We start from the raw sequence: 20,933 nt of genomic DNA, 5'->3' as shown, positions 1-20,933 counted from the left end.
TCCCTGCTTTCGCAGGACCGACAGCGCATTTGCGTCAGCAGTTGTGCGCGCCCTTGGTCTCCACATAGACCGCATACAGCGACTGGCTCGCGGTCATGAACAGGCGGTTGCGCTTCTTGCCGCCGAAAGTGAGGTTGGCGCAGGTCTCGGGCAAGAGGATCTGGCCGATGCGCGCGCCGTCAGGCGCAAACACCTGCACGCCGTCATAGCCCGGTCCGACCCAGCCGGCACCGACCCAGATATTGCCGTCGATGTCGACCCGCAGACCGTCCGGGAAGCCCGACTTGCCGTCCAGCGTCATGTCGATCAGCGTGCGCGGGTTGGACAGCTTGTCGCCGTTGAGATCGTACTGCCAGACGATGTTCTTGGCGTTCGGATAATGCGTGATGCCGGTGTCGCAGACATAGACCTTCTTGTAGTCGTGGCTAAAGGCGATGCCGTTCGGCTTGAACGGCTCGTCGGCGACCTTGGTGACCTGGCCGGTCGCGGCATCGATGCGGTAGACGGCTTCCTTCTGGTAGGGCTGCTTCGATCCGGTGTTGGCCAGCTGGCCCTCATAGATCGAGATCGCGCCGTAGCCGGGATCGGTGAACCAGATCGACTTGTCGTTGGGGTGCACGACCATATCGTTCGGCCCGTTGAGCTGCTTGCCATTGGCCTGCTCCGCCAGTGACGTGACGGTTCCGTCGTGCTCGTAGCGCACCAGCCGGGTGCGCTCGGCAGTGATCTGGCGGCCCTCGAAATCGAAGGTCGAGCCGTTGGCCTCGTTCGACGGCTTGTGGAACTGCTCGGAGATGTGGCCGTCATCGTCGAGATAGCGCAGCTGCCGGTTGGCCGGGATATCGCTCCACACCAGATACTGGCCTTGCGCGTTCCAGGCCGGGCCTTCGGCCCACAGGCAGCCGGTGTACAGCCGCTTGATCGCGGTGTTGCCAACCTTGGCCTTGAAGCGCTTGTCGTCGATCACGATGATATCCGGATCGGGATAACGCTGCGGCTCCGCATTGGGCCCGAAGTCACGCGCCGCAGCATCGGATGCCGCCATCGCGGTTGCAGCAAGCGCGGTTGCGCCGCGCAAGATCGTTCGACGGTCGAACGCCTGCGTTCCGTCGCCCTCGTGTTTCGCGGTGTGGCTTGGAGTTGTGTTGCTTGGATTTGTCACGAAAGTCCTCCCAGGTTTCTTGTTATCGGGGAGGACGATCATACCCCCGCAATTCTGGCACAATGCGGGCACGCGATGACGAAACAACCAAAGACTGTATCGCCTCCGCGATTTCGCGGAAGCGATACTTTCATAAAACTGTTAGATCGAAATTCAGATCGGATCCCAGGTGAAGACGTCGGCCGAGCGGTCGAGCTTGGCGAACGATCCCTTCAGCGCCGGCATGCCGTGCTCGGCAATGGTCTCTGGCGTCCAGCCTTCGCTGCGATGCACCGAGCGCACCGGACGATGCTGGCCGAACAGGAAGATCTCGTTCATGCGCACGCCGAAAATCTGGCCGGTGACGTCCTTGGCGGCGTCCGAGAGCAGATAGGCGCAGACCGGTGCGATCTTCTCGGGCCCCATCTGCTTGATTTTCTCGACACGGGCCTTCTCGGCATCGGTCTCGGTCGGGATGGTGCCGATCATGCGGGTCCAGGCGAAGGGCGACACGCAGTTCGAGCGCACGTTGAAGCGGCCCATGTCGAGCGCGATCGACTTCGACAGGCCGACGATGCCGAGCTTGGCGGCGGCGTAGTTGGCCTGGCCGTAATTTCCGATCAGGCCGGAGGTCGAGGTGAAGTGCACGAACGAGCCTGATTCCTGCTCGCGGTAGATCCGCGCCGCCGCGTGGCTGACATAGAACGAGCCCATCAGATGCACCTTGATGACGGCCTCGAAGGCCTCCACGCTCATCTTGTGGAAGATCATGTCGCGCAGGATGCCGGCATTGTTGACGACGCCGTCGAGCCGGCCGAAGTGATCGGTCGCGGTCTTCACGATCTTGCTGGCAGGAATGGCTTCCGCGACCGACTCGAAATTGGCGACCGCCGTGCCGCCGCGCTTCTTGATCTCCTCGACCACTTCCTCGGCGGGTGCTGCGCTGGAGCCTGCGCCGTCCGCCGCGCCGCCGGGATCGTTGACCACGACCTTGGCGCCCTCCGCCGCGCACAGCAGCGCGATCTCGCGCCCGATGCCGCGGCCCGCGCCGGTGACGATGATGACCTTGTCTTGCAGTGATTTTGCCATGTGGGTTCTCCTTGTATGTGTCCGTCATTCCGGGGCGATGCGTCAGCATCGAACCCGGAATCTCGAGGTTCCGGGTTCGCGCTTCGCGCGCCCCGGAACGACGGAGGTTGTTACTTCTCGTTGGTAAAGATGATCGTGCCCGACGCGGCGAACATGCCGCCGACGCCGTGGCAGACCGAGATCTTGGCGTTCGGCACCTGCGCCGGTGCAATGCCGCGCATCTGCCGCACGCTCTCCTGCAGCGCATACATGCCGTACATGCCGGAGTGCATGTAGCTGAGGCCGCCGCCATTGGTGTTGAGCGGCAGCTTGCCGCCGGGGCGGGTGTTGCCGTCGGCGATGAACTTGCCGGTTTCCTCGTAAGGCATGAAGCCGAGGTCGCCGAGGCCGTACAGCGGCAGATGTGCGAAGGCGTCGTAGATCATCAGATGATCGACGTCCTTGTGGGTGATGCCGGCCTCCTTGAACGCCAAGGGGCCCGCCACCTTGAAGGCGCGCGAACTGTCAAAAGTCTTCATCTGGCTGACCATCGGCGTTTCCACGCTCTCGCCGGTGCCGAGGATATAGACCGGCTTTTGCGGGAAATCCCTGGCGCGGTCGGCCGAGGTCAGGATCAGCGCGCCGCCGCCGTCGGTGACGAGGCAGCATTGCAGCAGCCGGAACGGATAAGCGATCATCCGCGAGTTCAGGACGTCGGCGACCGTGATCGGATCCTTCATGGTCGCGCGCGGGTTCTTCGCCGCCCATTCGCGCTGCACGACCGCGACCATCGCGAGCTGCTCATGCGTGATGCCGTGGGTCTTCATGAAGCGCAGCACCGGAATCGGGAACATGCTCGGCGGACCGTAGACGCCGAACGGCGCTTCGAACTGGCCGTTGAGGCTGTCCGGCGCAGTGAAGCGCGGCTGCTTGCCGATCATCGACTTCCCGCTCTCGGCATGGGTGATCAGCACGGTCTTGCACAACCCGGCCTCGATCGCCGCGGCGGCATGGCGAACATGCAGCATGAAGGAGCAGCCGCCGACCGAGGTGCCGTCGACCCAGGTGGGCGTGATGCCGAGATAATGCGCCACCTGCTGCGGGGTCTCGACTGCGGTGGCGAAGCCGTCGATATCGGACAGCTTCAGGCCGGCATCTGCGATCGCGTTCAGCGCCGCATCCGCGTGCAACTGGATCTGCGACATGTTGGGGATGACGCCGAGCTCGGTGGTCTCTGCCGCGCCGACGACGGCAACCTGGTTCCTGCGCATTGTGTTATCCCTTCGCCGGACGGAACAGGGGAAGGGTGATCTTGTCGTCGAGGGCCTCGAAGGCGACCTCGAGCGGCATGTCGAGCTCGAGCGCTTCCGGCGTCTGCGGACAATCGATGATGTTGCTCATCATGCGCGGGCCCTCGTCGAGTTCGACCACGGCGATCGCGTAAGGCGGCGTGAAGCCGGGCGCGGCGGGGCGATGGTTGATGACGTAGCTGTAGAGCTTGCCCTTGCCGCTGGCCTTGAACACGGAGACCTTGCGCGAGGCGCAGGAGGGGCAGAACGGCCGCGGCGGGAAGTAGACATTGGCGCAGGCGTCGCAGCGCTGCAGGCGCAGCTCGCCGGCCTTGGTGCCGTCCCAGAAATGCTGGGTCTCGGGTGTCGGTTTTGGTTTCGCGCGCGCGGGCTCGGCCATGTCTGATGTCTCCTCCCGAAATCGTTACGGTCTTGATGCGCCATCGGACCGAGGCCCGTCAACGGTCCATCCATGCTCCGCGCAGCGGCCTGTGTCCCGCGCATGCCGCATATTCCGCCCCTCGCACAATTGCTGAGGCCACGATGCTTGTGCCGTTCCGATCCGGCGCGTAGAAGAGCCGCGTCCAAGATACGTTAAAGACACCCGGGAGGAATAACATCATGCTGAGGATCATCGGCGCGGCGCTCGCTGCCAGCCTCGCATTTGCCACGCAGGCGATGGCCGCCGACGCACCGTCGGAGATCAAGATCGGCACGCTCTACGCGTCCTCGGGGCGCTATGCCTCGATCTCGATGCCGGTCTACAGCTCGCTGAAATTGTGGGTCGAGCAGAAGAACGCCGAGGGCGGCGTGTTCGTGAAGGCGTTCGACAAGAAGATCCCGATCAAGCTGGTCTCCTATGACGACCAGAGCAATACGGCGACCGCCTCGACGCTTTATAACCAGCTCGTCACCCAGGATAAGGTCGACCTGCTGGTCGCCGACTCCGGATCGGTGCTGACGGCGCCCGCGGTTGCGATCGCGCGCGACCACAAGATGTTCCTGTTCGACCAGACCGGCACCGGCGCGAGCTTCTTCTCCAAGGACAATCCCTACATCGCGCTGATGGCCGATCCGGTGTCGACGATCTGGCCGAAGCCGGTCGCCGACTTCATCAGCCATGACGGCCCGGGCCTCGGCATCAAGAAGATCGCGATCCTCTACGCGACCAACGAGTTCACCGGCACCCAGGCCAACGCGTTCCGCAAGTTCGTCAAGGAGTCCGGCGCGCCGATCGAGATCGTCTACGACCAAGGCGTCCCGACCGAGACCACCAACTACAACGTCATCATCAACAACATCAGCAATGCCAATCCGGACGCGGTGATCCATTTCGGCTACGCGCCGAACGACATCGCCTTCCTGCGCAACGTTCAGGACGTCGGCACCAAGTTCAAGATGCTGTTCGCGATCTATGCCGGCCTCGAGACCGAGCTGCTCGAGAAGAACGTCGGCGCCAAGGGCCTCGAGCACATCTGGACCTATGTGCCGCCGTCGGAACTGGATTATCCCGTCAATTTCGGGATGAACATGAAGGATTTCCGCGCCGCCTGGACCAAGAAATACAATGACGGCAAGATGGAGTTCGGCTTCAACGCGGTGGCTGGCTATACCACGGCGCTGGTGATCGAGAAGACGCTGTCGGTTGCGACCAGCCTCGACCAGATGGAGCTGCGCCGCGCGGTGTTCTCGCTCAGCGGCCAGCTCAAGACGTTGGACGGCACCTTCGCGCTGGACGAGACCGGCGGCCAGATCGGCGAATTGACGCCGCTCGGCCAGCTCACGGTCGACGAGCACGATCACATCAAGTTCGTCTCGATCTATCCGCCCGAGACCGCCACCGGCAAGCCGATCTATCCGGCGCCGTGATGCGGTTCAATACGGCAAGTAACCTTCGGCGGCGAGCGATAGCATGACCTATGCGCTCGTTGCCGGCGTGCTGTTCGGGCTCTATTTCAGCCTGGTCGGCATCGGCCTCAATCTCGTGTTCGGCGTGATGCGCATCGTCAATCTTGCGCATGGCGACATCCTGATGCTCGGCGCCTTCATCGCGCTGGGCGTGGTCGGCATTGCCGGCATCGACCCGCTGTTCGCGGTGCCGCTGGCCTTCGTGGTCTTCGTGCTGGCGGGCGTGCTGCTTTACTGGGTGCTGGTGCCGCGGTTGCAGGGCTCGGCCAATCCGGAGATGCTGTCGATCATCCTGTTCTTCGGCCTGTCGCAGGTGATCGAAGCCGTCACCACGATCTTCGCCGGCACCAGCGAGCGCTCGATCCAGAGCCGGCTGCTGGGCACCGTATTCACGACCATCAAGGTCAAGTGGTTCGGCGGCAAGGCCGCTGGCGCTGGGCCGATCCAGATATTCGGCCAGGGCTTTCCCGCGCCCTGGGTGATCGCGGCGATCACCAGCCTGATCGCGATCGGGCTGGTCTACCTCTATCTCTACCACACCCGGCTCGGCACCTTGACGCGCGCGGTGATGTCGCGGCGCGACGAGGCCTTGGCGACCGGCATCGATGTCGACCGCGTCTCGGCGGCGGCGTTTGGCATCGGGCTCGGGCTCGCGGCCATCGCCGGCGTGTTCGCGCCCTTCATGTTCGGCTCGGTGACGCCGGCGTTCGGCGCCGATGCCACGGTGACCTCGTTTGCGATCGTCGTGCTGGGTTCGCTCGGCAATCCGCTCGGCACCGCGCTCGGCGGCGTCGTCTACGGCCTCTGCTACATGCTGGTGCAGACCTATCTCAGTTCCTGGGCCGACTTGCTGCCCTATGTGTTGTTGATCGTGATCCTGTTGCTGCGCCCGAGCGGTCTGCTCGGAAGGCGGGTGCGCGTTGCATAGCGCCTCGAAACACTTGTTGTTCATCCTAGCGCCGCTGGTGGTGGTGTTCGCCCTGCTGCCCGGTGTCTATCAAAACCATCTCTTGCTGTTCAACTTCGTGATCTTCCTGATCCTCGCGCAGGGCGTGAACATCATCTATGGCTTCACCGGCTATCTGCCGTTCGGCTATGTCGGCTTCTTCGGTGCCGGCGCCTATGGCTTTGCCATCATGGTGATGCATCTGCAGACGCCGGCGGCGCTCGCCGTGCTGGTCGGCGGCGCCGTCGCGGTTGCGCTCGGCCTGCTGCTGACGCCGCTGCTGCGGCTGTCGGGCGCCTATTTCGCGATCGCCAACCTCGCGGCCTCGCTCGCGGTGCTGCACTTCGTCGCTAACCCGGCGCTGGAGGGGATCACCAAGGGGCCCTACGGCGTATCGCTCACCGGCACCTTCAACCCGACCCATGCCTATTACGCCGCCGTCATCGTCATGGCGCTGACGGTTGGTGCGGTGGTCTATCTGAAGAACTCGGCGTTTGGGCTGGCGCTGCAAGCCGTACGCGAGGACGCTGTGTCGGCCTCGATGGCCGGCGTCAATATCGTGAAGATGCGGGTGATCGCCTGGCTCGCCTCGGCGCTGGTCGCGGGCCTCGCCGGCGGCATCTACGCCTGGTACGTCTCGGTGTTCTATCCCGACAACGTGTTCTCCGGCGAGTTCTCGATCTTCGCGATCGTGTTCGCGCTGTTCGGCGGCGTTGCCACCATCACCGGTCCGATTGTCGGCGTGCTGATCCTCTACGGCATCTACAATCTGATCGGCTTCACCACGCCGCAATATTTCCAGCTGATCTACGGCCTGTTGATCATGGGCTTGGTGCTGTTCCTGCCCGCAGGGCTGGTGTCGCTGGCAACGCGCAGGGGGTGGCATGTCCCCTGAGAGAACCCCGATCCTCAACGTCTCGAAGCTGGTCAAGCGCTTCGGCGGCTTCCACGCGCTCGACGGGCTGAGCTTTCACGTCGTTCCCGGCGAGATCCTCGGCCTCGTCGGTCCCAATGGCTCGGGCAAGACCACGGCGATCAACGTGATCTCCGGGCTCTATGCTCCCGATGGCGGCGAGGTGGTGTTCGATGGCACATCCTCCGGCGGCGTCGCCTCGCACAGGCTCGTCCATCGCGGCATCAACCGCACCTTCCAGGTGCCCAAGCCATTTTTGTCGCTGACGGTGCGCGAGAACATCCAGGTGGCGCTGGCCTATGGCGGCGCGACCGGCACGCCGCCGTCGATCGCCGAGCTGCTGGACGAATATCGGCTGAAGGAGGTCGCCGACCGCCCCGCCGCCGATCTCAACAGCGCGCAGCAGAAGATGCTTGATCTGACCCGCGCGCTCGCGACGCGGCCGCGGCTGTTGCTGCTCGACGAGCTCGCCGCCGGTCTCAACCCGGCGGAGCTCGACTGGATCGCCGGCCGCATCAAGGCGCTGGCCGCGACCGGCATGGCGATCATCGTGGTCGAGCATCTGATGGGCTTCATCGAGCAGATCACCGACCGCGTCATCGTGCTCAATGCGGGCAAGGAGATCTTCGAGGGGACGCTTGCGACCGCGGTGCGCGAGCCGCAGGTGATCGAGGTGTTTTTAGGAGGCGAGCATGCCCACTGACGCAGCGCCGCTTCTGGACGCCAGCGGTGTCGATGCGGGCTATGGCACCATGCAGGTGTTGTGGGGCGTCGATCTCGACGTCCGCCCCGGCGAGACCGTGTTGCTGCTCGGCGCCAATGGCGCGGGCAAGACCACCTTCCTGAAGTCGCTGGTCGGCCTGATCGAGGCCCGCAGCGGCCACATCAAGCTCGGCGGCGAGGATATCACCAGGATGCGGTCCTCGGACCGCATGAAGCGCGGCATGACCTACATGTCGGAGCTTGCGGTGTTTCCCGACCTGTCGATCGAGGAGAACATCCGGGTCGGCGCGCAGGCGCTAGGCCACGCCGATCCGGGCGCGCGGGTCGACGAATTGTACGGCCTGTTTCCGGTGCTGCGCGACAAGCGCCGCGACCCTGCCTCCAGCCTGTCCGGTGGCCAGCGCAAGATGCTCGGCATCGCCAAGGCATTGTCGGCCGAGCCGAAGCTCTTGGTGATGGACGAGCCCTCGGCCGGGCTATCACCGCTGTTCGTCAAGGAGGTGCTGCGCGCCCTATCGAGCCTTCAGGGCCGCGGACTGGCGCTCCTGATTGCCGAGCAGAACATCGGCTTCCTCGAGATTGCCACCCGCGTCTTCGTGCTGGAAGGCGGCCGGATCCGCTTCTCCGGCACGGTTGCCGAGATGAGCGGCAATGAAGAGCTGCACCGGGCCTATTTCGGGCTGAAGTGATAGTGATGCGCGGCTGGCGGCCGGCGCACTGGAAATCGGCCCCGGTTCGCGCGACAATCAGCTGAAACCATCAAGCGCACGCAATGAAGTGCCAGCCGTGAAGTGAAAACCATGCCGAAAAATCCGACACTCGCCTCCCTTGCCGCCGATCTCGCCAGCGGCGCGACCTCCGCCCGCAAGCTCGTCGAGCAGTGCATCGCCAGGATTGCCGATCCGGCAGGCGAGGGCCAGCGCACCTTCATCCATGTCGATAAGGAGGCTGCGCTGGAGGCCGCCGACGCCATGGACCGGCTGCGCAAGGCCAACGCGGCCCCGTCGCCCTTCGCCGGCATTCCGGTCTCGATCAAGGACCTGTTCGACATCAAGGGGCAGGTGACGCGGGCGGGCTCGCGGGCGCTGGAGGATTCCGCGCAGGCGGATGCCGATGCGCCGGTCGTCGCGCGGCTCAAGCGCGCTGGCTTCGTCGTGATCGGCCGCACCAACATGACCGAGTTCGCCTATTCCGGCATCGGCATCAATCCGCATTACGGAACGCCGAAGAGCGCCTGGAACCGGAGCGTCGGCCATGTGCCCGGCGGCTCGTCCTCCGGCGCGGCGGTCTCGATCGCCGATGGTATGGCGTTCGGCGCGCTCGGCACCGACACCGGCGGCTCCTGCCGGATCCCGGCCGCCTTCAACGGCATCGTCGGCTACAAGCCGACGCAGCGCCGGATTCCGCTCGATGGCGGCGTGCCGCTGTCGTTCACGCTGGACAGCTACGGCCCGCTGGCGAATTCGGTGGCCTGCTGCGCGGTGCTCGATGCCGTGCTGGCCGACGAGCCGGTGACGCCGCTCACCCCGCGCCCGGTCAAGGGCATGCGGCTCGCGGTGCCGACCACGGTCGCGCTCGATGATCTCGATGATGCCGTCGCAAAAACCTTCGAGCGCGCGCTGGCGTCGTTGTCGCGCGCCGGCGCCTTGGTCGAGCGCATCGAGGTGCCCGAATTCCTCGACGTTGGCGTGATGAACGCCAAGGGCGGATTTTCCGCGGCCGAGAGCTATGCGTGGCACCGCTTCCTGCTCGCCAGCAAGGGCGACATCTACGATCCCCGCGTCGCGGTGCGGATCCAGCGCGGCGAGGGCTTTCTGGCGGCCGACTATATCGACCTCGTCAACGCGCGGCGCTCGTTCATCGCCCGCACCGAGGCGCGGATCGCGCCCTACGACGCGCTGGTGCTGCCGACCACCGCGAACCTGCCGCCGAGCATCGCCGCGCTCGCCGATGACAAGGCATTCGCCACCGAGAACCTGCGCGCGCTGCGCAATCCCCTCACTGATCAACACGCTCGATGGCTGCGCGATCTCGCTGCCCGCGCATCGTGAGGGGGAAGCACCGGTCGGCCTGATGCTCGCCGCCGCCGGCGGTTCGGATCGCCGCGTCTTCGAGCTCGCGGCCGGAATGGAGACCGTCATCCGTGTTTGATCTCACCTTCAACATCGACGACAAGGGCGTCGCCACGCCGCTGACGCTTGAAATCAAACAAGCCGTGATCGCCGGCTGGACCGGCCGCGATCCGGTCGCACGCGACAAGCACATCGCCGAGCTCGAGGCGCTCGGCATCGCGCGGCCGGCGACGACGCCGATCTACTACCGCTGCTCGGCGCGCCGGCTGACCTTCGCCGACGCGATCGAGGTCTGCGGCGAGGAGTCCAGCGGCGAGGTCGAGTTCGTGCTGATCGGCTGGCAGGGCCGCACCTTCGTCGGCTGCGGCTCCGACCATACCGACCGCAAGGTCGAGAGCTACAGCGTCACCGTGTCGAAGCAGATGTGCGACAAGCCGATGGCCTCCGAGCTCTGGGAGCTTGAGGACGTCATCGGCCACTGGGACCAGCTCATCCTGCGCTCCTGGGCCACAATCGGCGGCGAGCGTGTGCTCTACCAGGAGGGCACGCTCGATCACATGCTGCCGGTGAAGGACCTGATCGCCCGAGGCTTCGAGCATGGCGCGTTGCCCGACGGCTGCGCCATGTTCGGCGGTACCTTCGCCGCCAAGGGCGGCATCCGCCCGGCCAGCCGCTTCGACTTCGAGCTGGAAGACCCGGTGCTGAAGCGCAAGATCAGCCACGGCTATGACGTGATCACGCTGCCGGTCAGGGGCTGAGCTCTTTCCGCGCGTCGTTCCTTCGACAGCCGAGCGACACTCTCTCCACACGTCGTCCCGGCGAAGCCGGGACGACCCATAACCACAGGACATTGTGGTTGGCACGCTGTGGCCCCAGCGATTTCAACAACTGGCGACGGTGGTTATGGGTCCCGGCTTTCGCCGGGACGACAGCGGAGAGGGGCGAACTTCCCTGGCATTTCGTGCCGGAAATCGGGTGGCGCGAGCCCCGATCATGGGCCAGATTCCATCCCATGACAGCAACAGCCAAGTCCCTCACCCGCCCAGCCTCGGGCATTCCCGCCCGCGTCGACGCGCTCGATTGGGATCAGATCACAACTGAGCTCGACGGGCAGGGCTGCGCCGTCCTCAATGGCCTGCTCACGCCTGAGGAATGCGACGCCATCGCCGCGCTGTATCCCGATGACGGCCGGTTCCGCAGCAAGGTCGTGATGGGCCGCCACGGCTTTGGCCGCGGCGAGTACAAGTATTTCTCCTATCCGCTGCCGGATCTGATCGCCGAGCTGCGGCCGGCGCTGTATGCGCGGCTGACCGCGACCGCCAATCGCTGGAACCAGACGATGGGGATCGACATCAATTATCCCCCATCGCATGCGGCATTCCTGAAGCGCTGCCATGATGCCGGACAGTCGCGGCCGACGCCGCTGCTGCTGCAATATGGCGAGGGCGATTACAATTGCCTGCACCAGGATCTCTATGGCGAGCACGTGTTCCCGATCCAGGTCGCGATCCTGCTGTCGCAGCCGGGACGCGATTTCACCGGCGGCGAGTTCGTGCTGACCGAGCAGCGGCCGCGGATGCAGTCGCGGCCCGAAGTGGTGCCGCTGGCCAAGGGCGATGCGGTGGCGTTTGCCGTGCATCATCGCCCGGTGCAGGGGACGCGCGGTCCGTATCGTGTCAATCTGCGCCATGGCGTCAGCCGGATCAGGTCGGGCCATCGCCACACCGTGGGCGTGATCTTCCACGACGCAAAGTGAGTGCGAGTGAGACGTGGCCGCTGACCTGTTCGAGACCATTGGCGATGCAAGGCCGCCGCGCGAGACGATCGCGGACGGCGCCGTGCTGTTGCGCGGTTTTGTCCGGCCGTTCGAGGCCGAGCTGATCCCGGCACTACGCGTCATCGTTAAGCAAGCGCCGTTCCGGCATCTGATCACGCCGGGCGGCCACCGCATGTCGGTCGCGATGACCAATTGCGGCAGTGTCGGCTGGGTCTCCGACGCGAGCGGCTATCGCTATGATCCGATCGATCCTGATAGCGGACAGCCTTGGCCTGAAATGCCGGAGGTGCTGCGCAGGCTCGCCGCCGATGCGGCCGGTGAGGCCGGCTTCAACGGCTTCGCGCCGCAGGCCTGCCTGATCAACCGCTATGTGCCCGGCGCCAAACTATCGCTGCATCAGGACAAGGACGAGCTCGACTACGGCGCGCCGATCGTCTCGATCTCGCTCGGGCTGCCGGCGATCTTCCTGTTCGGCGGGCTGAAGCGCAGCGACACGCCGCGACGCTACCGGCTCGAACATGGCGACGTTGCGGTGTGGGGCGGGCCGTCACGGTTATTTTATCACGGCGTAGCGCCGCTCGCCGACGGCGAGCACAGCGTGCTCGGCCGCCAGCGCATCAATTTGACCTTCCGCAGGGTGCGTTGACCCTCCCGCAAATGGGGCGGGTGGTCTAAACTCCTGACATGACCCCCAAGGCCGACCGCGCCGTCAATCGCACCGGCGTCTATCTCGCCGTGCTGCAGCTCGTGTTCACGCTGGGCTGGACCACTTACCTGATCTATCTGCCCAAGCTCTGCGCCGAAGTCGGCATCGCGCCTTCAACGGTGATCCTGATCCTGATGATGGATCAGGGCATCTTCACCATCACCGACACCGCGATGGGCATGGCCGCCGACAGGATCTCAGTCCTGGTCGGCCGTCTTGGCCTGTTCGTCGGCGTCCTCGCCGCGATCTCCTGCGCCGCCTTCATCGCGCTGCCCTATGTCGCCGGCACCGGGCCGGGCGCGAAGGCCTGGCTGATCGCGCTGATCGTGATCTGGGCCGTGACATCGTCGGCGTTGCGCGCGCCGCCGCTGACGCTGCTCGGAAAATATCGCGCGCAGCCGTCGGTGCCGTTCCTCGCCGCGCTGGCGATGCTGGGCTACGGCATCGCCGGCGCGGTCTCGCCCTATCTTGGCGTCGTGCTGCGCGATCATGATGCGCGGCTGCCGTTCGCACTGTCGGGCGCCGTGCTGCTGCTGACCGCGCTTGCGTTCTCCGGGATCGAGCGGCGCGTCGCGGCGGAGACGGAGCCCGCGCGGCTCGCGCCGCCGGCCAAGCGGCTCGGCGCGGTGCCGATGTTCCTGATCGGATCGATGGTGCTCCTCTCGCTCGGCTATCAGCTGCACTTCAACATCAACAGCGCCCCGTTCTATTTGCGCTTTGCCAAATCGAACGAGCTGCAATGGCTGATGCCGGTGTTCTGGATCGGCTTCAACATCGCGATGTTTCCGGCCAGCATCGTCGTCAAGCATCGCGGCGGCCTGATCGTGATGGGCGCGGCGGGACTGCTCGGCGCCTTCGCCATCGTCGCCGCCGAGATCGCCGGCAGCCTCAACGTCCTGATCGCAGCGCAGTTCATGGCGGGAGCCGCCTGGGGCTGCATGCTGATGAGCGCGGTGTCCGCGGCGCTCGCGATCGGCGAGACCGGCGCGGAGGGCAAGGTCACCGGCCTCGTGTTCTCGGCGCTGGCGCTTGCGACCTTTGCGCGGATGGCGGCGGTCGCGGGCGGCCTGCAGAAGATGCCGGACTATGCGCCGCTGGTGCACTGGGCGCCGGTCGCCTGCTGGTCGGTCGCCGGCGCCGGCCTGCTCGTGATCGCCGCGTCGCGGCTGCAACGCGGCGTGAAGAGCGCCTAGTCGTTCCGCGCCGGGTGGATGAACGCCCAGGGCGAGACTTCCGAATCCGTCGGCACCTCCACCGAGATCACATAGGGCCCGCCGTCGGCCAGCGCCTTCTCCAGCACGGGGCGGAAGTGATCGGGCGAGGTGACGCGCGCCGCGCCGACACCGAAGGATTCCGCGAGCTTGACGAAATCCGGATTGACCAGGTCGGAGGCGACGACGCGGCCGTCGAAGCGCTCGCGCTGATCGCGGCGGACGTTGCCGTAGGCGTTGTTGTTGAACACCAGCGTCACCACGCCGATCTTGAACTGCACGGCGGTAGCGAGCTCCTGCACGGCGAACATGAAGCCGCCGTCGCCGGTGATGGCGACCACCGGCTTGTTCGGATTGGCGACCTTGGCGCCGAGCGCGGTCGGGAATCCCGAGCCGAGCGTGCCCTGATAGCCCGAGGTGACGAAGGTGCGCGGCTCGTAGATCGGAAAGCCGTACCAGGAAGCGAAGCCGACCTGCGACAGCTCGTCGGTGACGATGGCATTCGCCGGCAGCACCTCGCGCAGGATCTTCAGGTACGCCATCTGCGGCTGGATGCGCTGGATCTCCTGTTCGGTCGCCGCGGTCGCCTCGCGGATCGCGGCGCGGCGGCCTGAGGTCTTGCGGTAGCCGGCCTTGCGCACGGCCGCGACGAGGTCGGCGGTCGCGGCCTTGGCGTCGGCGATCACGCCGGCATCGGCCGGCCAGCGGCGCAGCTCAACCGGATCGATGTCGATGCGGACGCATTTCAGGCCGGCCGGCTGATACGGCCAGCGCGACATCGTCGGCAGCTCGAGCCGCGTGCCGATGCCGATCATCAGGTCCGTCTTCGGCCACAGCTTATAGGCCGAAGCCATCGTGAGTCCGAGCTCATGCGCGTTGGAGACGATGCCGCGGCCGCTGCGGAAGGCGACGACCGGCGCGTCGATCATCTCGGCGAGCTCGAGGATCTCCTCGCGCGCCTCGATGGCGCCGCTGCCGACGAAGATCATCGGCGTCTTGCTGCCGGCGATCAGGTCGGCGGCCGCCTTGATGCGGTCGGGATCGGGCTGCGGCGCCGGCAACGGGTCGAACGGCTTGACGGCTGCGACCTGGGTGCGCTGGGTGAACACGTCCCACGGCATCTCCAGCGACGCGGGGCCGCGCCGGCCCGACAGCATCTCCTGGAACGCGCGCGACACCATCGCCGGCGCGTTATCGGGGTATTCGATCCGCTCCGCCCATTTCACGAAGCTGCGCAGCGTCGCGAGCTGGTCCGGCATCTCGTGCAGATGGCCGCGGCCCTTGCCGAGGAATTGCGTCGGCACCTGGCCGGTCAGGCACAGCACCGGCTCGTTGCAGCCGAACGCGGTCAAGAGCGCCGCCGAGGCGTTGAGCACGCCGGGGCCGGGCACCACGCTGAACACGCCAGGCTTGCCCGAGGAGCGGGCGTAGCCGAACGCCATGTAGCCGCAGGCCTGCTCATGCCGAGCGCCGATCACCTTGAGCTGCGCCTGATGGAACGCGTCGAACAGGCCATAGATCTGCGCGCCGGGTAGGCCGAACACGGTGTCGACGCCGTGGGCGACGAGACCATTGACGATCGCTTCGCCGCCGGATGTTGAGGTCATGGCACTGTTCACTTGCTTGCGGGGTTAGATGGCTTCGTCGACGACGCCGTTGCGCAGGATGCCGACGCCTTCGGCCTCGACCTCGACGACGTCGCCGGGCTTCAGATAGCGTGGCGGATCGAACCGCGCACCTGCGCCGGTCGGCGTCCCCGTGACGATGACGTCGCCCGGAACCAGCGTCGTGAAGGTCGAGATGTAGTTGATGAGGTAGCGGAAGCCGAAGATCAAGCGCGAGGTGCGGTCGTCCTGCCTGACCTCGCCGTTGACCCGCGTGGTCAGCCTGACATCGGCGATCTGCGCCTCGCTGCTGTAGGGCACGATCCACGGGCCGAGACTGCCGGTGGAATCGAAGTTCTTGCCCTGGGTGACGTTGAACTTGGCGTGGCGCACCCAGTCGCGGATGGTGCCTTCGTTGCAGAGCGTGATCGCGGCGACGTGATCGAGCGCGGCGCTCTCTGGAATATGCCGGCCGGCCTTGCCGATCACCAGCACCAGCTCGCCCTCATAGTCGAGCTGCGGCGAGGCCCGCGGCCGCACCACCGGCCTGTTGTGGCCGACGAAGGAACGTGGCACCCGCAGGAACATGCTGGGGTATTTCGGCGCGTCCGAACCGTCCTTGTACTCGGCATTGCGGTCCGGATAGTTGACGCCGATGCAGATGATCTTGTCCGGCGCCGGGATCGGCGGCTGAAAGGCGACCGCGTCGAGCGCGTGGTCGGGCGACCGCTTGGCCGCGTCGTCCACGAGTTTTGTGAGCGCGCCGGCAGCGATCGCCTCGCGCAAGGTCGGATAGTCCCTGGCGAAGCGCGACGAGAGATCGACGATCCCGCTGTCGGTGACGGCGCCATAACTGGAGGCGCCGTTGACGGAATAGGTGGCGAGGCGAGGTGAGGGCATTAGCAGTCCCATAATTGGTGTCGTCCCGGCGAAAGCCGGGACCCATGCGCCGCGGCCATCGGAATGGGTACGCGGCTCGACATTCTTTCGGCAACCCTATTCGGTGGTTATGGGTCCCGGCCTTCGCCGGGACGACGTGTGGAGAGAGGCGTGCACTAATCCGCAACCAGCACGTCGGCGACGAAGCGCGGCTCGCGCACCGCTTGGCCGGCGAAGGTCGAGCCTTCCTCGAACCAGGAGCGCGGTGCGGGCGCGCCCCACAGCGTCTGGCGCCGCGGATCGCGCAGCGACCAGCGCAGCGGCTCGTGGTCGTGATCCCCGGTGAAATAGTCACTGGTGTAGAGCTCGATGCGATGGCCGTCGGGATCGCGGATGTAGAGGAAGAAGGCGTTGGAGATGCCGTGCCGGCCCGGGCCGCGCTCGATGTTCTTGAGGAAGCCAGAGGAGGCCATCACGTCGCAGAGATGCACGATGTTCATCGCGGTCGGCACCCAATAGGCGATGTGGTGCAGGCGCGGGCCTTTGCCATTGGTGATGGCGAAGTCGTGGACATTGCCCTTGCGGTGCATCCAGGCCGCCGCGATGCGCCCCTGGTCGCCGTCCTCCTCGGCATATTCGGTGAGGCGGAAGCCGAGCCGGGCGTAGAAGTCGACGGTATCCTGCACCTCGGCGGCGAACACGTTGAAATGGTCGAGCCGCTGCGGATGGCAGCCCTTGTAGAGATCGTAGCGGCGCAACAGATGCGGGCGCTTCTCCATCGTGGCGTAGAGCTCGATCTGGAAGCCGAACGGATCGGTGAATTGCAGCGTGCGGCCCTGGAACGGCCGGTCGACGAAAGCGTAAGCGATGCCGTTCTCGGAGCAGAAGGCGGCCGCCTTGTCGAGGTCGCCGTCATTGCCGACCTTGAAGCCGAGCCGGTTGCAGGCCGCCTTCGCCGCCTTGCGCAGCACCACCGAGTGGTGCTGGTGCTCTTCGCTGGCGCGCAGATAGACCGATTTGTCGTCGCGGTCCTCGACGTGGAGGCCGACCGTCTTCTCATAGAAGGCGGCGCTCTTGTCGAGGTCGGTAACGTCGAGCACGGCATGGCTGCAGCGGATGATGTTGAACGGCGGATCGAAAACGTGCGTCGGAACGGGCATTGGTGTTTCCCTGTCTTTCGTCATTCCGGGATGCGCCTCTTGGCGCAGGCCCGGAATCCATACTCACGATCGTGGTTATGGATTCCGGGGCTCGCCGCTACGCGTCGCCCCGGAATGACAGTGGTAGTTAAATTCCCAGTTTCTGAATCTTGTGTGTCCCGCGCGCGAGCGAGACGTGCTTGGTTTCCATGTAGAAGTCGAACGAGTAATCGCCGCCGTCGCGGCCGATGCCGGATGACTTCATGCCGCCGAACGGGGTCGGCAAATGGCGGACGTTTTCCGAATTGAGCCAGATCATGCCGGCCTCCAGCGCATCGGCGACGCGCAGCGCGCGGCCCATGTCGCCGGTCCAGACATAGCCGGTCAGGCCGTATTGCACGCCATTGGCGATCTCGATGGCCTCTCGCTCGTCCTTGAACGGGATCACGGTGAGGAACGGGCCGAACACCTCTTCCTGCGCGACGCGCATGGTCGCGTTGGCGCCGGTGACCAGCGTCGGCTGAACATAGTGGCCGCCGCCGGGGCCGTCATGCGGCTTGCCGCCGACTGCGATCGTGGCGCCGTCCTTCTTCGCGACGTCGAAATAGCTGCAGACCTTGGCGAGATGCCGCTCATGGATCAGCGGCCCGATCTCGGTCGCGGGATCGAGGGGATGGCCGACCTTCAGTGCCTTCACCCGCGCGGTCAGCTTCTCGACGAACTTGTCGGCAACGCTCTCCTGAACCAGCAGCCGGCTCGACGAGGTGCAGCGCTCGCCATTGAGCGAGTAGATCATGAACACGACGGCATCGAGCGAGCGGTCGAGATCGGCGTCGTCGAACACGATCACCGGGTTCTTGCCGCCGAGCTCGAAATGCACCCGCTTCAGGGTCGGTGCGCCCTGCGCCATGATCGCCGAGCCCGTCGCGCTCTCGCCGACAAACCCGATCGCCTTGATGGCGGGATGCTCGGTCAGGGCCTTGCCGGCCTCCTCGCCGAAGCCGTGGACGGTGTTCAGCACACCGTCGGGGAGGCCGGCCTGTTTTGCCAGTTTGACCAGCAGGTCGGCGGTCACCGGCGACCACTCGGCGGGCTTGTGCACGACCGTGCAGCCGGCGGCGAGCGCCGGCGCGATCTTCCAGGTCGAGAGCATGAACGGCGTATTCCACGGCGTGATCACGCCGACCGGGCCGATCGGCACCCGGGTCGAGATGTTCCAATGCTCGTCCGAGGGCGTGTTGAGGCCGTCGCGGGCCTCGCCGCATTTGTCGGCAAAGAAGCGGAAATTCTCCGCGGCGCGGATCGCGGCCTTGGCCATGAAGCGGTGCGCCTGGCCGGTGTCGATGCATTCGAGCACCGCGATGTCGTCGGCGCGCGCCTCGATCGCGTCGGCGACGCGATGCAGCAGCTTGCGGCGCTGCGCCGCCGGCATGTCGCGCCAGACCTTGAAGGCCTTGGCGGCGGCGGTTGCCGCGCGGTCGATATCCTCGGCATTGCTGCGCGCGACGCTCGCCAGCACCATGCCGTCGATCGGGGATTTCGTCTCAAACGTCTGGCCGGAGGCCGCCGGCACGACCTTGCCGTCGATCACATTGCCGATGCCGTCTGCCTTCAATTTCGCCAGCAGGGGGCCGGCGCGATCGCGGTTGGCCTGGAACACGTCGGCCGACGGTTTCGCTGTCGCTTTATCCATTGACCGTCTCCACCTTCAATGCGTCGTGGATGTTGTTGCGTTTCCAGCTGGTCTCCTTGTCGTTGATCTGCATGTCGAACGACAAAGCGAACTTGCTGTTGGCGAACACCGGATCGAGATGGGCCGATAGCGCCCTGAAGATGTGCTCGCCGGCCGTCTTGCGGGCGGCGAGGTCGCGGCCTTCGCCGAGCCGCAGCACCATGTCGAGGAAGCCGTAGGTCTTGCGGCCGTCGGCGATCGCGTAGTGCTCGCACCTGATGGCGCGGACCCGGATGCCGCCGAGCGGAAAGATGCCGGTCTCGACCGCGGCCTTGCGGACCAGTTCGACGGTCGCGCCCATGTCGACGAGATCGTCGAGATTGGCGGAATATTCAAGCGTGAAATGCGGCATGCAGCGCTCCTGCTGGGTGCGTCAGGCGAAGTAGCAGCTCACGGACCCGTACGGTCCGTAGTCGGCCTGGATGGTGTCACCCTTGCGGGTTTCGATCGGGCGGATGAAGGAGCCTGCCAGCACGACTTGTCCAGCCTCCAGCGCCAGTCCGTTCGGCGCGATCTTGTTGGCAAGCCACGCCACCGCGGTCGCCGGATGATTCAACACGCCGGCGGCCAGACCGGTTTCCTCGAGCTGGCCGTTTCGAAAGCACAGCGCGCCGATCCAGCGCAGATCGGCCTCCAGCGGGCGGATCGGCCGGCCGCCGAGCACGATGCCGGCATTGGCGGCGTTGTCGGCGATGGTGTCGAAGATCTTGCGCGTCGCCTTGGTCTCGGGATCGACGCGTTCGACACGCGTATCCAGGATCTCCAGCGCCGGCACCACGAAGTCGGTGGCGTTCAGCACGTCGAGCAGCGTGCAGTTCGGCCCCGCCAGGCGATGCTTCATCACGAAGGCGAGCTCGGCCTCGACGCGGGTCGCGATGAAGCGGTCGGTCGGCACCAGGCCGCCATCGGCAAAGAACATGTCGTCGAGCAGGACGCCGGAATCCGGCTCGTCGATATTGAGCGCGCTCTGCATCGCCTTCGAGGTCAGGCCGATCTTGTGGCCCTTGACGACGCGGCCCTGCGCCACCTTCATCTCGACCCAGGCCTTCTGAATCGCGTAGGCGTCGTCGAGGGTAATGCGGGGGAATTCCAGCGAGAGCTGGCGGATTTGCTTGCGGGTCTTTTCCGCATTGTCGAGCCGCTCGGCGGCAGCGCGGATATCGTCCTTGGAGAGGGCCATGCGTGCTACACAAAAGTGGATGCCGGGAAGATGATTAACATGTTAAATGAATTCCCGCAAACTGAATCGGGGCATGCTGCAATGCGAAATTTCGTTGCGGTGGATTAGGTCATGGCGCGCAAGAAATTGGATGAGATACGGCCGGAGGACGATGCGTCGGCGCGACGGACCCCGATGCGCGAGTTCTCGCGCTCGCTGCCGATGTCGCTGCTCCGCGCGCGCGAGGCGGTGATGCGGCAATTCCGGCCGTCGCTGCGCAATCACGGGCTGACCGAGCAGCAGTGGCGGATTTTGCGCGCGCTGACCGCGGTCGACGAGATCGAAGTGACCGAGCTCGCCCGCATGGCGTTTCTGCTCGGCCCGAGCCTGTCGCGAATCCTGCGCGATCTGGAGGCGCGTGCGTTGATCGAGCGCAAGGCGGCGCAGAACGACGCGCGGCGTGCGGTGGTCTCGATCTCCGCCAAGGGATTGAAGCTGATCGAGGCGGTGGCGCCGACCTCGGAGGTGATCTACGCCGCCATTACAAGACGCTATGGCGCGCGCAAGCTTGCGGAGCTGCAGGAGATGCTGGGCGCGCTGGAGACGAGTCTCGCCGGAATGGGCGCGGCCGATGACGCCGACGCCGAGGGAGGCGAATAGCCGCCG

20 protein-coding genes and 1 pseudogene are annotated in these 20,933 nt (G+C 65.6%); 11 read left to right on the top strand and 10 right to left on the bottom strand.

What is annotated here, in order from left to right; genetic code table 11:
- Window positions 1-34: 34 nt before the first annotated feature.
- The 4 genes from ACVIW0_RS25510 to ACVIW0_RS25495 form a co-directional block, all read right to left on the bottom strand.
- A complete protein-coding gene (locus ACVIW0_RS25510; RefSeq protein WP_461354855.1) occupies window positions 35-1,204 on the bottom strand; it encodes an SMP-30/gluconolactonase/LRE family protein in 1,170 nt (389 codons plus the stop codon).
- Between the two features lie 111 nt (window positions 1,205-1,315).
- Complete coding sequence (locus ACVIW0_RS25505; RefSeq protein WP_461354854.1) at window positions 1,316-2,230, bottom strand: SDR family oxidoreductase; 915 nt, start codon at window positions 2,228-2,230, stop codon at window positions 1,316-1,318.
- A 110-nt stretch (window positions 2,231-2,340) separates the two neighbouring features.
- The gene (locus tag ACVIW0_RS25500; RefSeq protein WP_461354853.1) at window positions 2,341-3,480 is read right to left on the bottom strand and encodes a thiolase C-terminal domain-containing protein; all 1,140 of its coding nucleotides are present in this window, start codon (window positions 3,478-3,480) and stop codon (window positions 2,341-2,343) included.
- Between the two features lie 4 nt (window positions 3,481-3,484).
- Window positions 3,485-3,898, bottom strand: a complete 414-nt coding sequence (locus tag ACVIW0_RS25495) for a Zn-ribbon domain-containing OB-fold protein (RefSeq protein ID WP_050420086.1) — start codon at window positions 3,896-3,898, stop codon at window positions 3,485-3,487.
- A gap of 221 nt (window positions 3,899-4,119) precedes the next feature.
- Between ACVIW0_RS25495 and ACVIW0_RS25490 the strand changes: the two genes are divergently transcribed.
- The 10 genes and pseudogenes from ACVIW0_RS25490 to ACVIW0_RS25445 all read left to right on the top strand — a co-directional run bounded on the left by ACVIW0_RS25490 (window position 4,120) and on the right by ACVIW0_RS25445 (window position 13,736).
- On the top strand, window positions 4,120-5,367 hold the full coding sequence (locus ACVIW0_RS25490) for an amino acid ABC transporter substrate-binding protein (protein WP_461354852.1): 1,248 nt from the start codon (window positions 4,120-4,122) through the stop codon (window positions 5,365-5,367).
- 43 nt (window positions 5,368-5,410) lie between these two features.
- The gene (locus tag ACVIW0_RS25485) at window positions 5,411-6,334 is read left to right on the top strand and encodes a branched-chain amino acid ABC transporter permease (protein WP_461354851.1); all 924 of its coding nucleotides are present in this window, start codon (window positions 5,411-5,413) and stop codon (window positions 6,332-6,334) included.
- Window positions 6,335-6,350: 16 nt separating this feature from the next.
- Window positions 6,351-7,247, top strand: a complete 897-nt coding sequence (locus ACVIW0_RS25480) for a branched-chain amino acid ABC transporter permease (RefSeq protein WP_461354850.1) — start codon at window positions 6,351-6,353, stop codon at window positions 7,245-7,247.
- Window positions 7,237-7,968 carry an ABC transporter ATP-binding protein gene (locus ACVIW0_RS25475; protein WP_461354849.1) on the top strand — a complete coding sequence of 244 codons (732 nt, stop codon included), beginning with the start codon at window positions 7,237-7,239 and terminating at the stop codon, window positions 7,966-7,968. Before ACVIW0_RS25480 ends, ACVIW0_RS25475 begins: the two co-directional genes overlap by 11 nt.
- Window positions 7,958-8,677, top strand: a complete 720-nt coding sequence (locus ACVIW0_RS25470) for an ABC transporter ATP-binding protein (protein WP_456755901.1) — start codon at window positions 7,958-7,960, stop codon at window positions 8,675-8,677. The genes ACVIW0_RS25475 and ACVIW0_RS25470 overlap by 11 nt, the downstream gene beginning before the upstream one ends.
- Window positions 8,678-8,788: 111 nt before the next feature.
- Window positions 8,789-10,139, top strand: a pseudogene (locus ACVIW0_RS25465) (amidase).
- Window positions 10,132-10,818: a DUF2848 domain-containing protein gene (locus ACVIW0_RS25460; RefSeq protein ID WP_461354848.1), complete on the top strand. Its 687-nt coding sequence runs from the start codon at window positions 10,132-10,134 to the stop codon at window positions 10,816-10,818. Before ACVIW0_RS25465 ends, ACVIW0_RS25460 begins: the two are co-directional and overlap by 8 nt.
- Window positions 10,819-11,072: 254 nt before the next feature.
- Window positions 11,073-11,816, top strand: coding sequence for a 2OG-Fe(II) oxygenase (locus tag ACVIW0_RS25455; protein WP_461354847.1), 744 nt, complete (start codon window positions 11,073-11,075; stop codon window positions 11,814-11,816).
- Between the two features lie 13 nt (window positions 11,817-11,829).
- Window positions 11,830-12,483: a DNA oxidative demethylase AlkB gene (gene alkB / locus ACVIW0_RS25450; RefSeq protein ID WP_461354846.1), complete on the top strand. Its 654-nt coding sequence runs from the start codon at window positions 11,830-11,832 to the stop codon at window positions 12,481-12,483.
- A gap of 38 nt (window positions 12,484-12,521) precedes the next feature.
- On the top strand, window positions 12,522-13,736 hold the full coding sequence (locus ACVIW0_RS25445) for an MFS transporter (RefSeq protein ID WP_461354845.1): 1,215 nt from the start codon (window positions 12,522-12,524) through the stop codon (window positions 13,734-13,736).
- Here ACVIW0_RS25445 and ACVIW0_RS25440 read toward each other — a convergent pair.
- From ACVIW0_RS25440 to hpaH, 6 genes are all read right to left on the bottom strand, one after another.
- A complete protein-coding gene (locus ACVIW0_RS25440) occupies window positions 13,733-15,361 on the bottom strand; it encodes a thiamine pyrophosphate-dependent enzyme (RefSeq protein ID WP_461354844.1) in 1,629 nt (542 codons plus the stop codon). The two genes, ACVIW0_RS25445 and ACVIW0_RS25440, sit on opposite strands and share 4 nt — an antisense overlap.
- A 24-nt stretch (window positions 15,362-15,385) precedes the next feature.
- The gene (locus tag ACVIW0_RS25435; protein WP_461354843.1) at window positions 15,386-16,258 is read right to left on the bottom strand and encodes a fumarylacetoacetate hydrolase family protein; all 873 of its coding nucleotides are present in this window, start codon (window positions 16,256-16,258) and stop codon (window positions 15,386-15,388) included.
- 155 nt (window positions 16,259-16,413) lie between these two features.
- Window positions 16,414-17,397, bottom strand: a complete 984-nt coding sequence (gene hpaD, locus ACVIW0_RS25430) for a 3,4-dihydroxyphenylacetate 2,3-dioxygenase (protein ID WP_461354842.1) — start codon at window positions 17,395-17,397, stop codon at window positions 16,414-16,416.
- 127 nt (window positions 17,398-17,524) lie between these two features.
- Window positions 17,525-19,069: a 5-carboxymethyl-2-hydroxymuconate semialdehyde dehydrogenase gene (hpaE, locus tag ACVIW0_RS25425; RefSeq protein ID WP_461354841.1), complete on the bottom strand. Its 1,545-nt coding sequence runs from the start codon at window positions 19,067-19,069 to the stop codon at window positions 17,525-17,527.
- The gene (locus ACVIW0_RS25420) at window positions 19,062-19,460 is read right to left on the bottom strand and encodes a 5-carboxymethyl-2-hydroxymuconate isomerase (protein ID WP_461354840.1); all 399 of its coding nucleotides are present in this window, start codon (window positions 19,458-19,460) and stop codon (window positions 19,062-19,064) included. Before ACVIW0_RS25420 ends, hpaE begins: the two co-directional genes overlap by 8 nt.
- A 21-nt stretch (window positions 19,461-19,481) precedes the next feature.
- On the bottom strand, window positions 19,482-20,288 hold the full coding sequence (gene hpaH, locus ACVIW0_RS25415) for a 2-oxo-hept-4-ene-1,7-dioate hydratase (protein ID WP_461354839.1): 807 nt from the start codon (window positions 20,286-20,288) through the stop codon (window positions 19,482-19,484).
- A gap of 111 nt (window positions 20,289-20,399) precedes the next feature.
- Between hpaH and hpaR the strand changes: the two genes are divergently transcribed.
- On the top strand, window positions 20,400-20,927 hold the full coding sequence (gene hpaR, locus ACVIW0_RS25410; protein WP_461354838.1) for a homoprotocatechuate degradation operon regulator HpaR: 528 nt from the start codon (window positions 20,400-20,402) through the stop codon (window positions 20,925-20,927).
- The last annotated feature ends 6 nt before the right edge of the window (window positions 20,928-20,933 follow it).

This window comes from Bradyrhizobium sp. USDA 4454 (genome assembly GCF_054822705.1).
Note: the sequence above shows the minus strand (reverse complement) of the source record. Positions and strands in the feature narration are given on the sequence as shown.

Bases quoted from the DNA above. Each gene is read 5' to 3' on its own strand.
- ACVIW0_RS25420 (WP_461354840.1), bottom strand. From the start codon at position 19,460: ATGCCGCATTTCACGCTTGAATATTCCGCCAATCTCGACGATCTCGTC.
- ACVIW0_RS25485 (WP_461354851.1), top strand. From the start codon at position 5,411: ATGACCTATGCGCTCGTTGCCGGCGTGCTGTTCGGGCTCTATTTCAGC.
- hpaE (WP_461354841.1), bottom strand. From the start codon at position 19,069: ATGGATAAAGCGACAGCGAAACCGTCGGCCGACGTGTTCCAGGCCAAC.
- ACVIW0_RS25475 (WP_461354849.1), top strand. From the start codon at position 7,237: ATGTCCCCTGAGAGAACCCCGATCCTCAACGTCTCGAAGCTGGTCAAG.
- ACVIW0_RS25435 (WP_461354843.1), bottom strand. From the start codon at position 16,258: ATGCCCTCACCTCGCCTCGCCACCTATTCCGTCAACGGCGCCTCCAGT.
- ACVIW0_RS25490 (WP_461354852.1), top strand. From the start codon at position 4,120: ATGCTGAGGATCATCGGCGCGGCGCTCGCTGCCAGCCTCGCATTTGCC.
- ACVIW0_RS25500 (WP_461354853.1), bottom strand. From the start codon at position 3,480: ATGCGCAGGAACCAGGTTGCCGTCGTCGGCGCGGCAGAGACCACCGAG.
- hpaD (WP_461354842.1), bottom strand. From the start codon at position 17,397: ATGCCCGTTCCGACGCACGTTTTCGATCCGCCGTTCAACATCATCCGC.
- ACVIW0_RS25505 (WP_461354854.1), bottom strand. From the start codon at position 2,230: ATGGCAAAATCACTGCAAGACAAGGTCATCATCGTCACCGGCGCGGGC.
- hpaR (WP_461354838.1), top strand. From the start codon at position 20,400: ATGGCGCGCAAGAAATTGGATGAGATACGGCCGGAGGACGATGCGTCG.
- ACVIW0_RS25510 (WP_461354855.1), bottom strand. From the start codon at position 1,204: ATGATCGTCCTCCCCGATAACAAGAAACCTGGGAGGACTTTCGTGACA.
- ACVIW0_RS25455 (WP_461354847.1), top strand. From the start codon at position 11,073: ATGACAGCAACAGCCAAGTCCCTCACCCGCCCAGCCTCGGGCATTCCC.
- hpaH (WP_461354839.1), bottom strand. From the start codon at position 20,288: ATGGCCCTCTCCAAGGACGATATCCGCGCTGCCGCCGAGCGGCTCGAC.
- ACVIW0_RS25440 (WP_461354844.1), bottom strand. From the start codon at position 15,361: ATGACCTCAACATCCGGCGGCGAAGCGATCGTCAATGGTCTCGTCGCC.
- ACVIW0_RS25495 (WP_050420086.1), bottom strand. From the start codon at position 3,898: ATGGCCGAGCCCGCGCGCGCGAAACCAAAACCGACACCCGAGACCCAG.
- ACVIW0_RS25470 (WP_456755901.1), top strand. From the start codon at position 7,958: ATGCCCACTGACGCAGCGCCGCTTCTGGACGCCAGCGGTGTCGATGCG.
- ACVIW0_RS25445 (WP_461354845.1), top strand. From the start codon at position 12,522: ATGACCCCCAAGGCCGACCGCGCCGTCAATCGCACCGGCGTCTATCTC.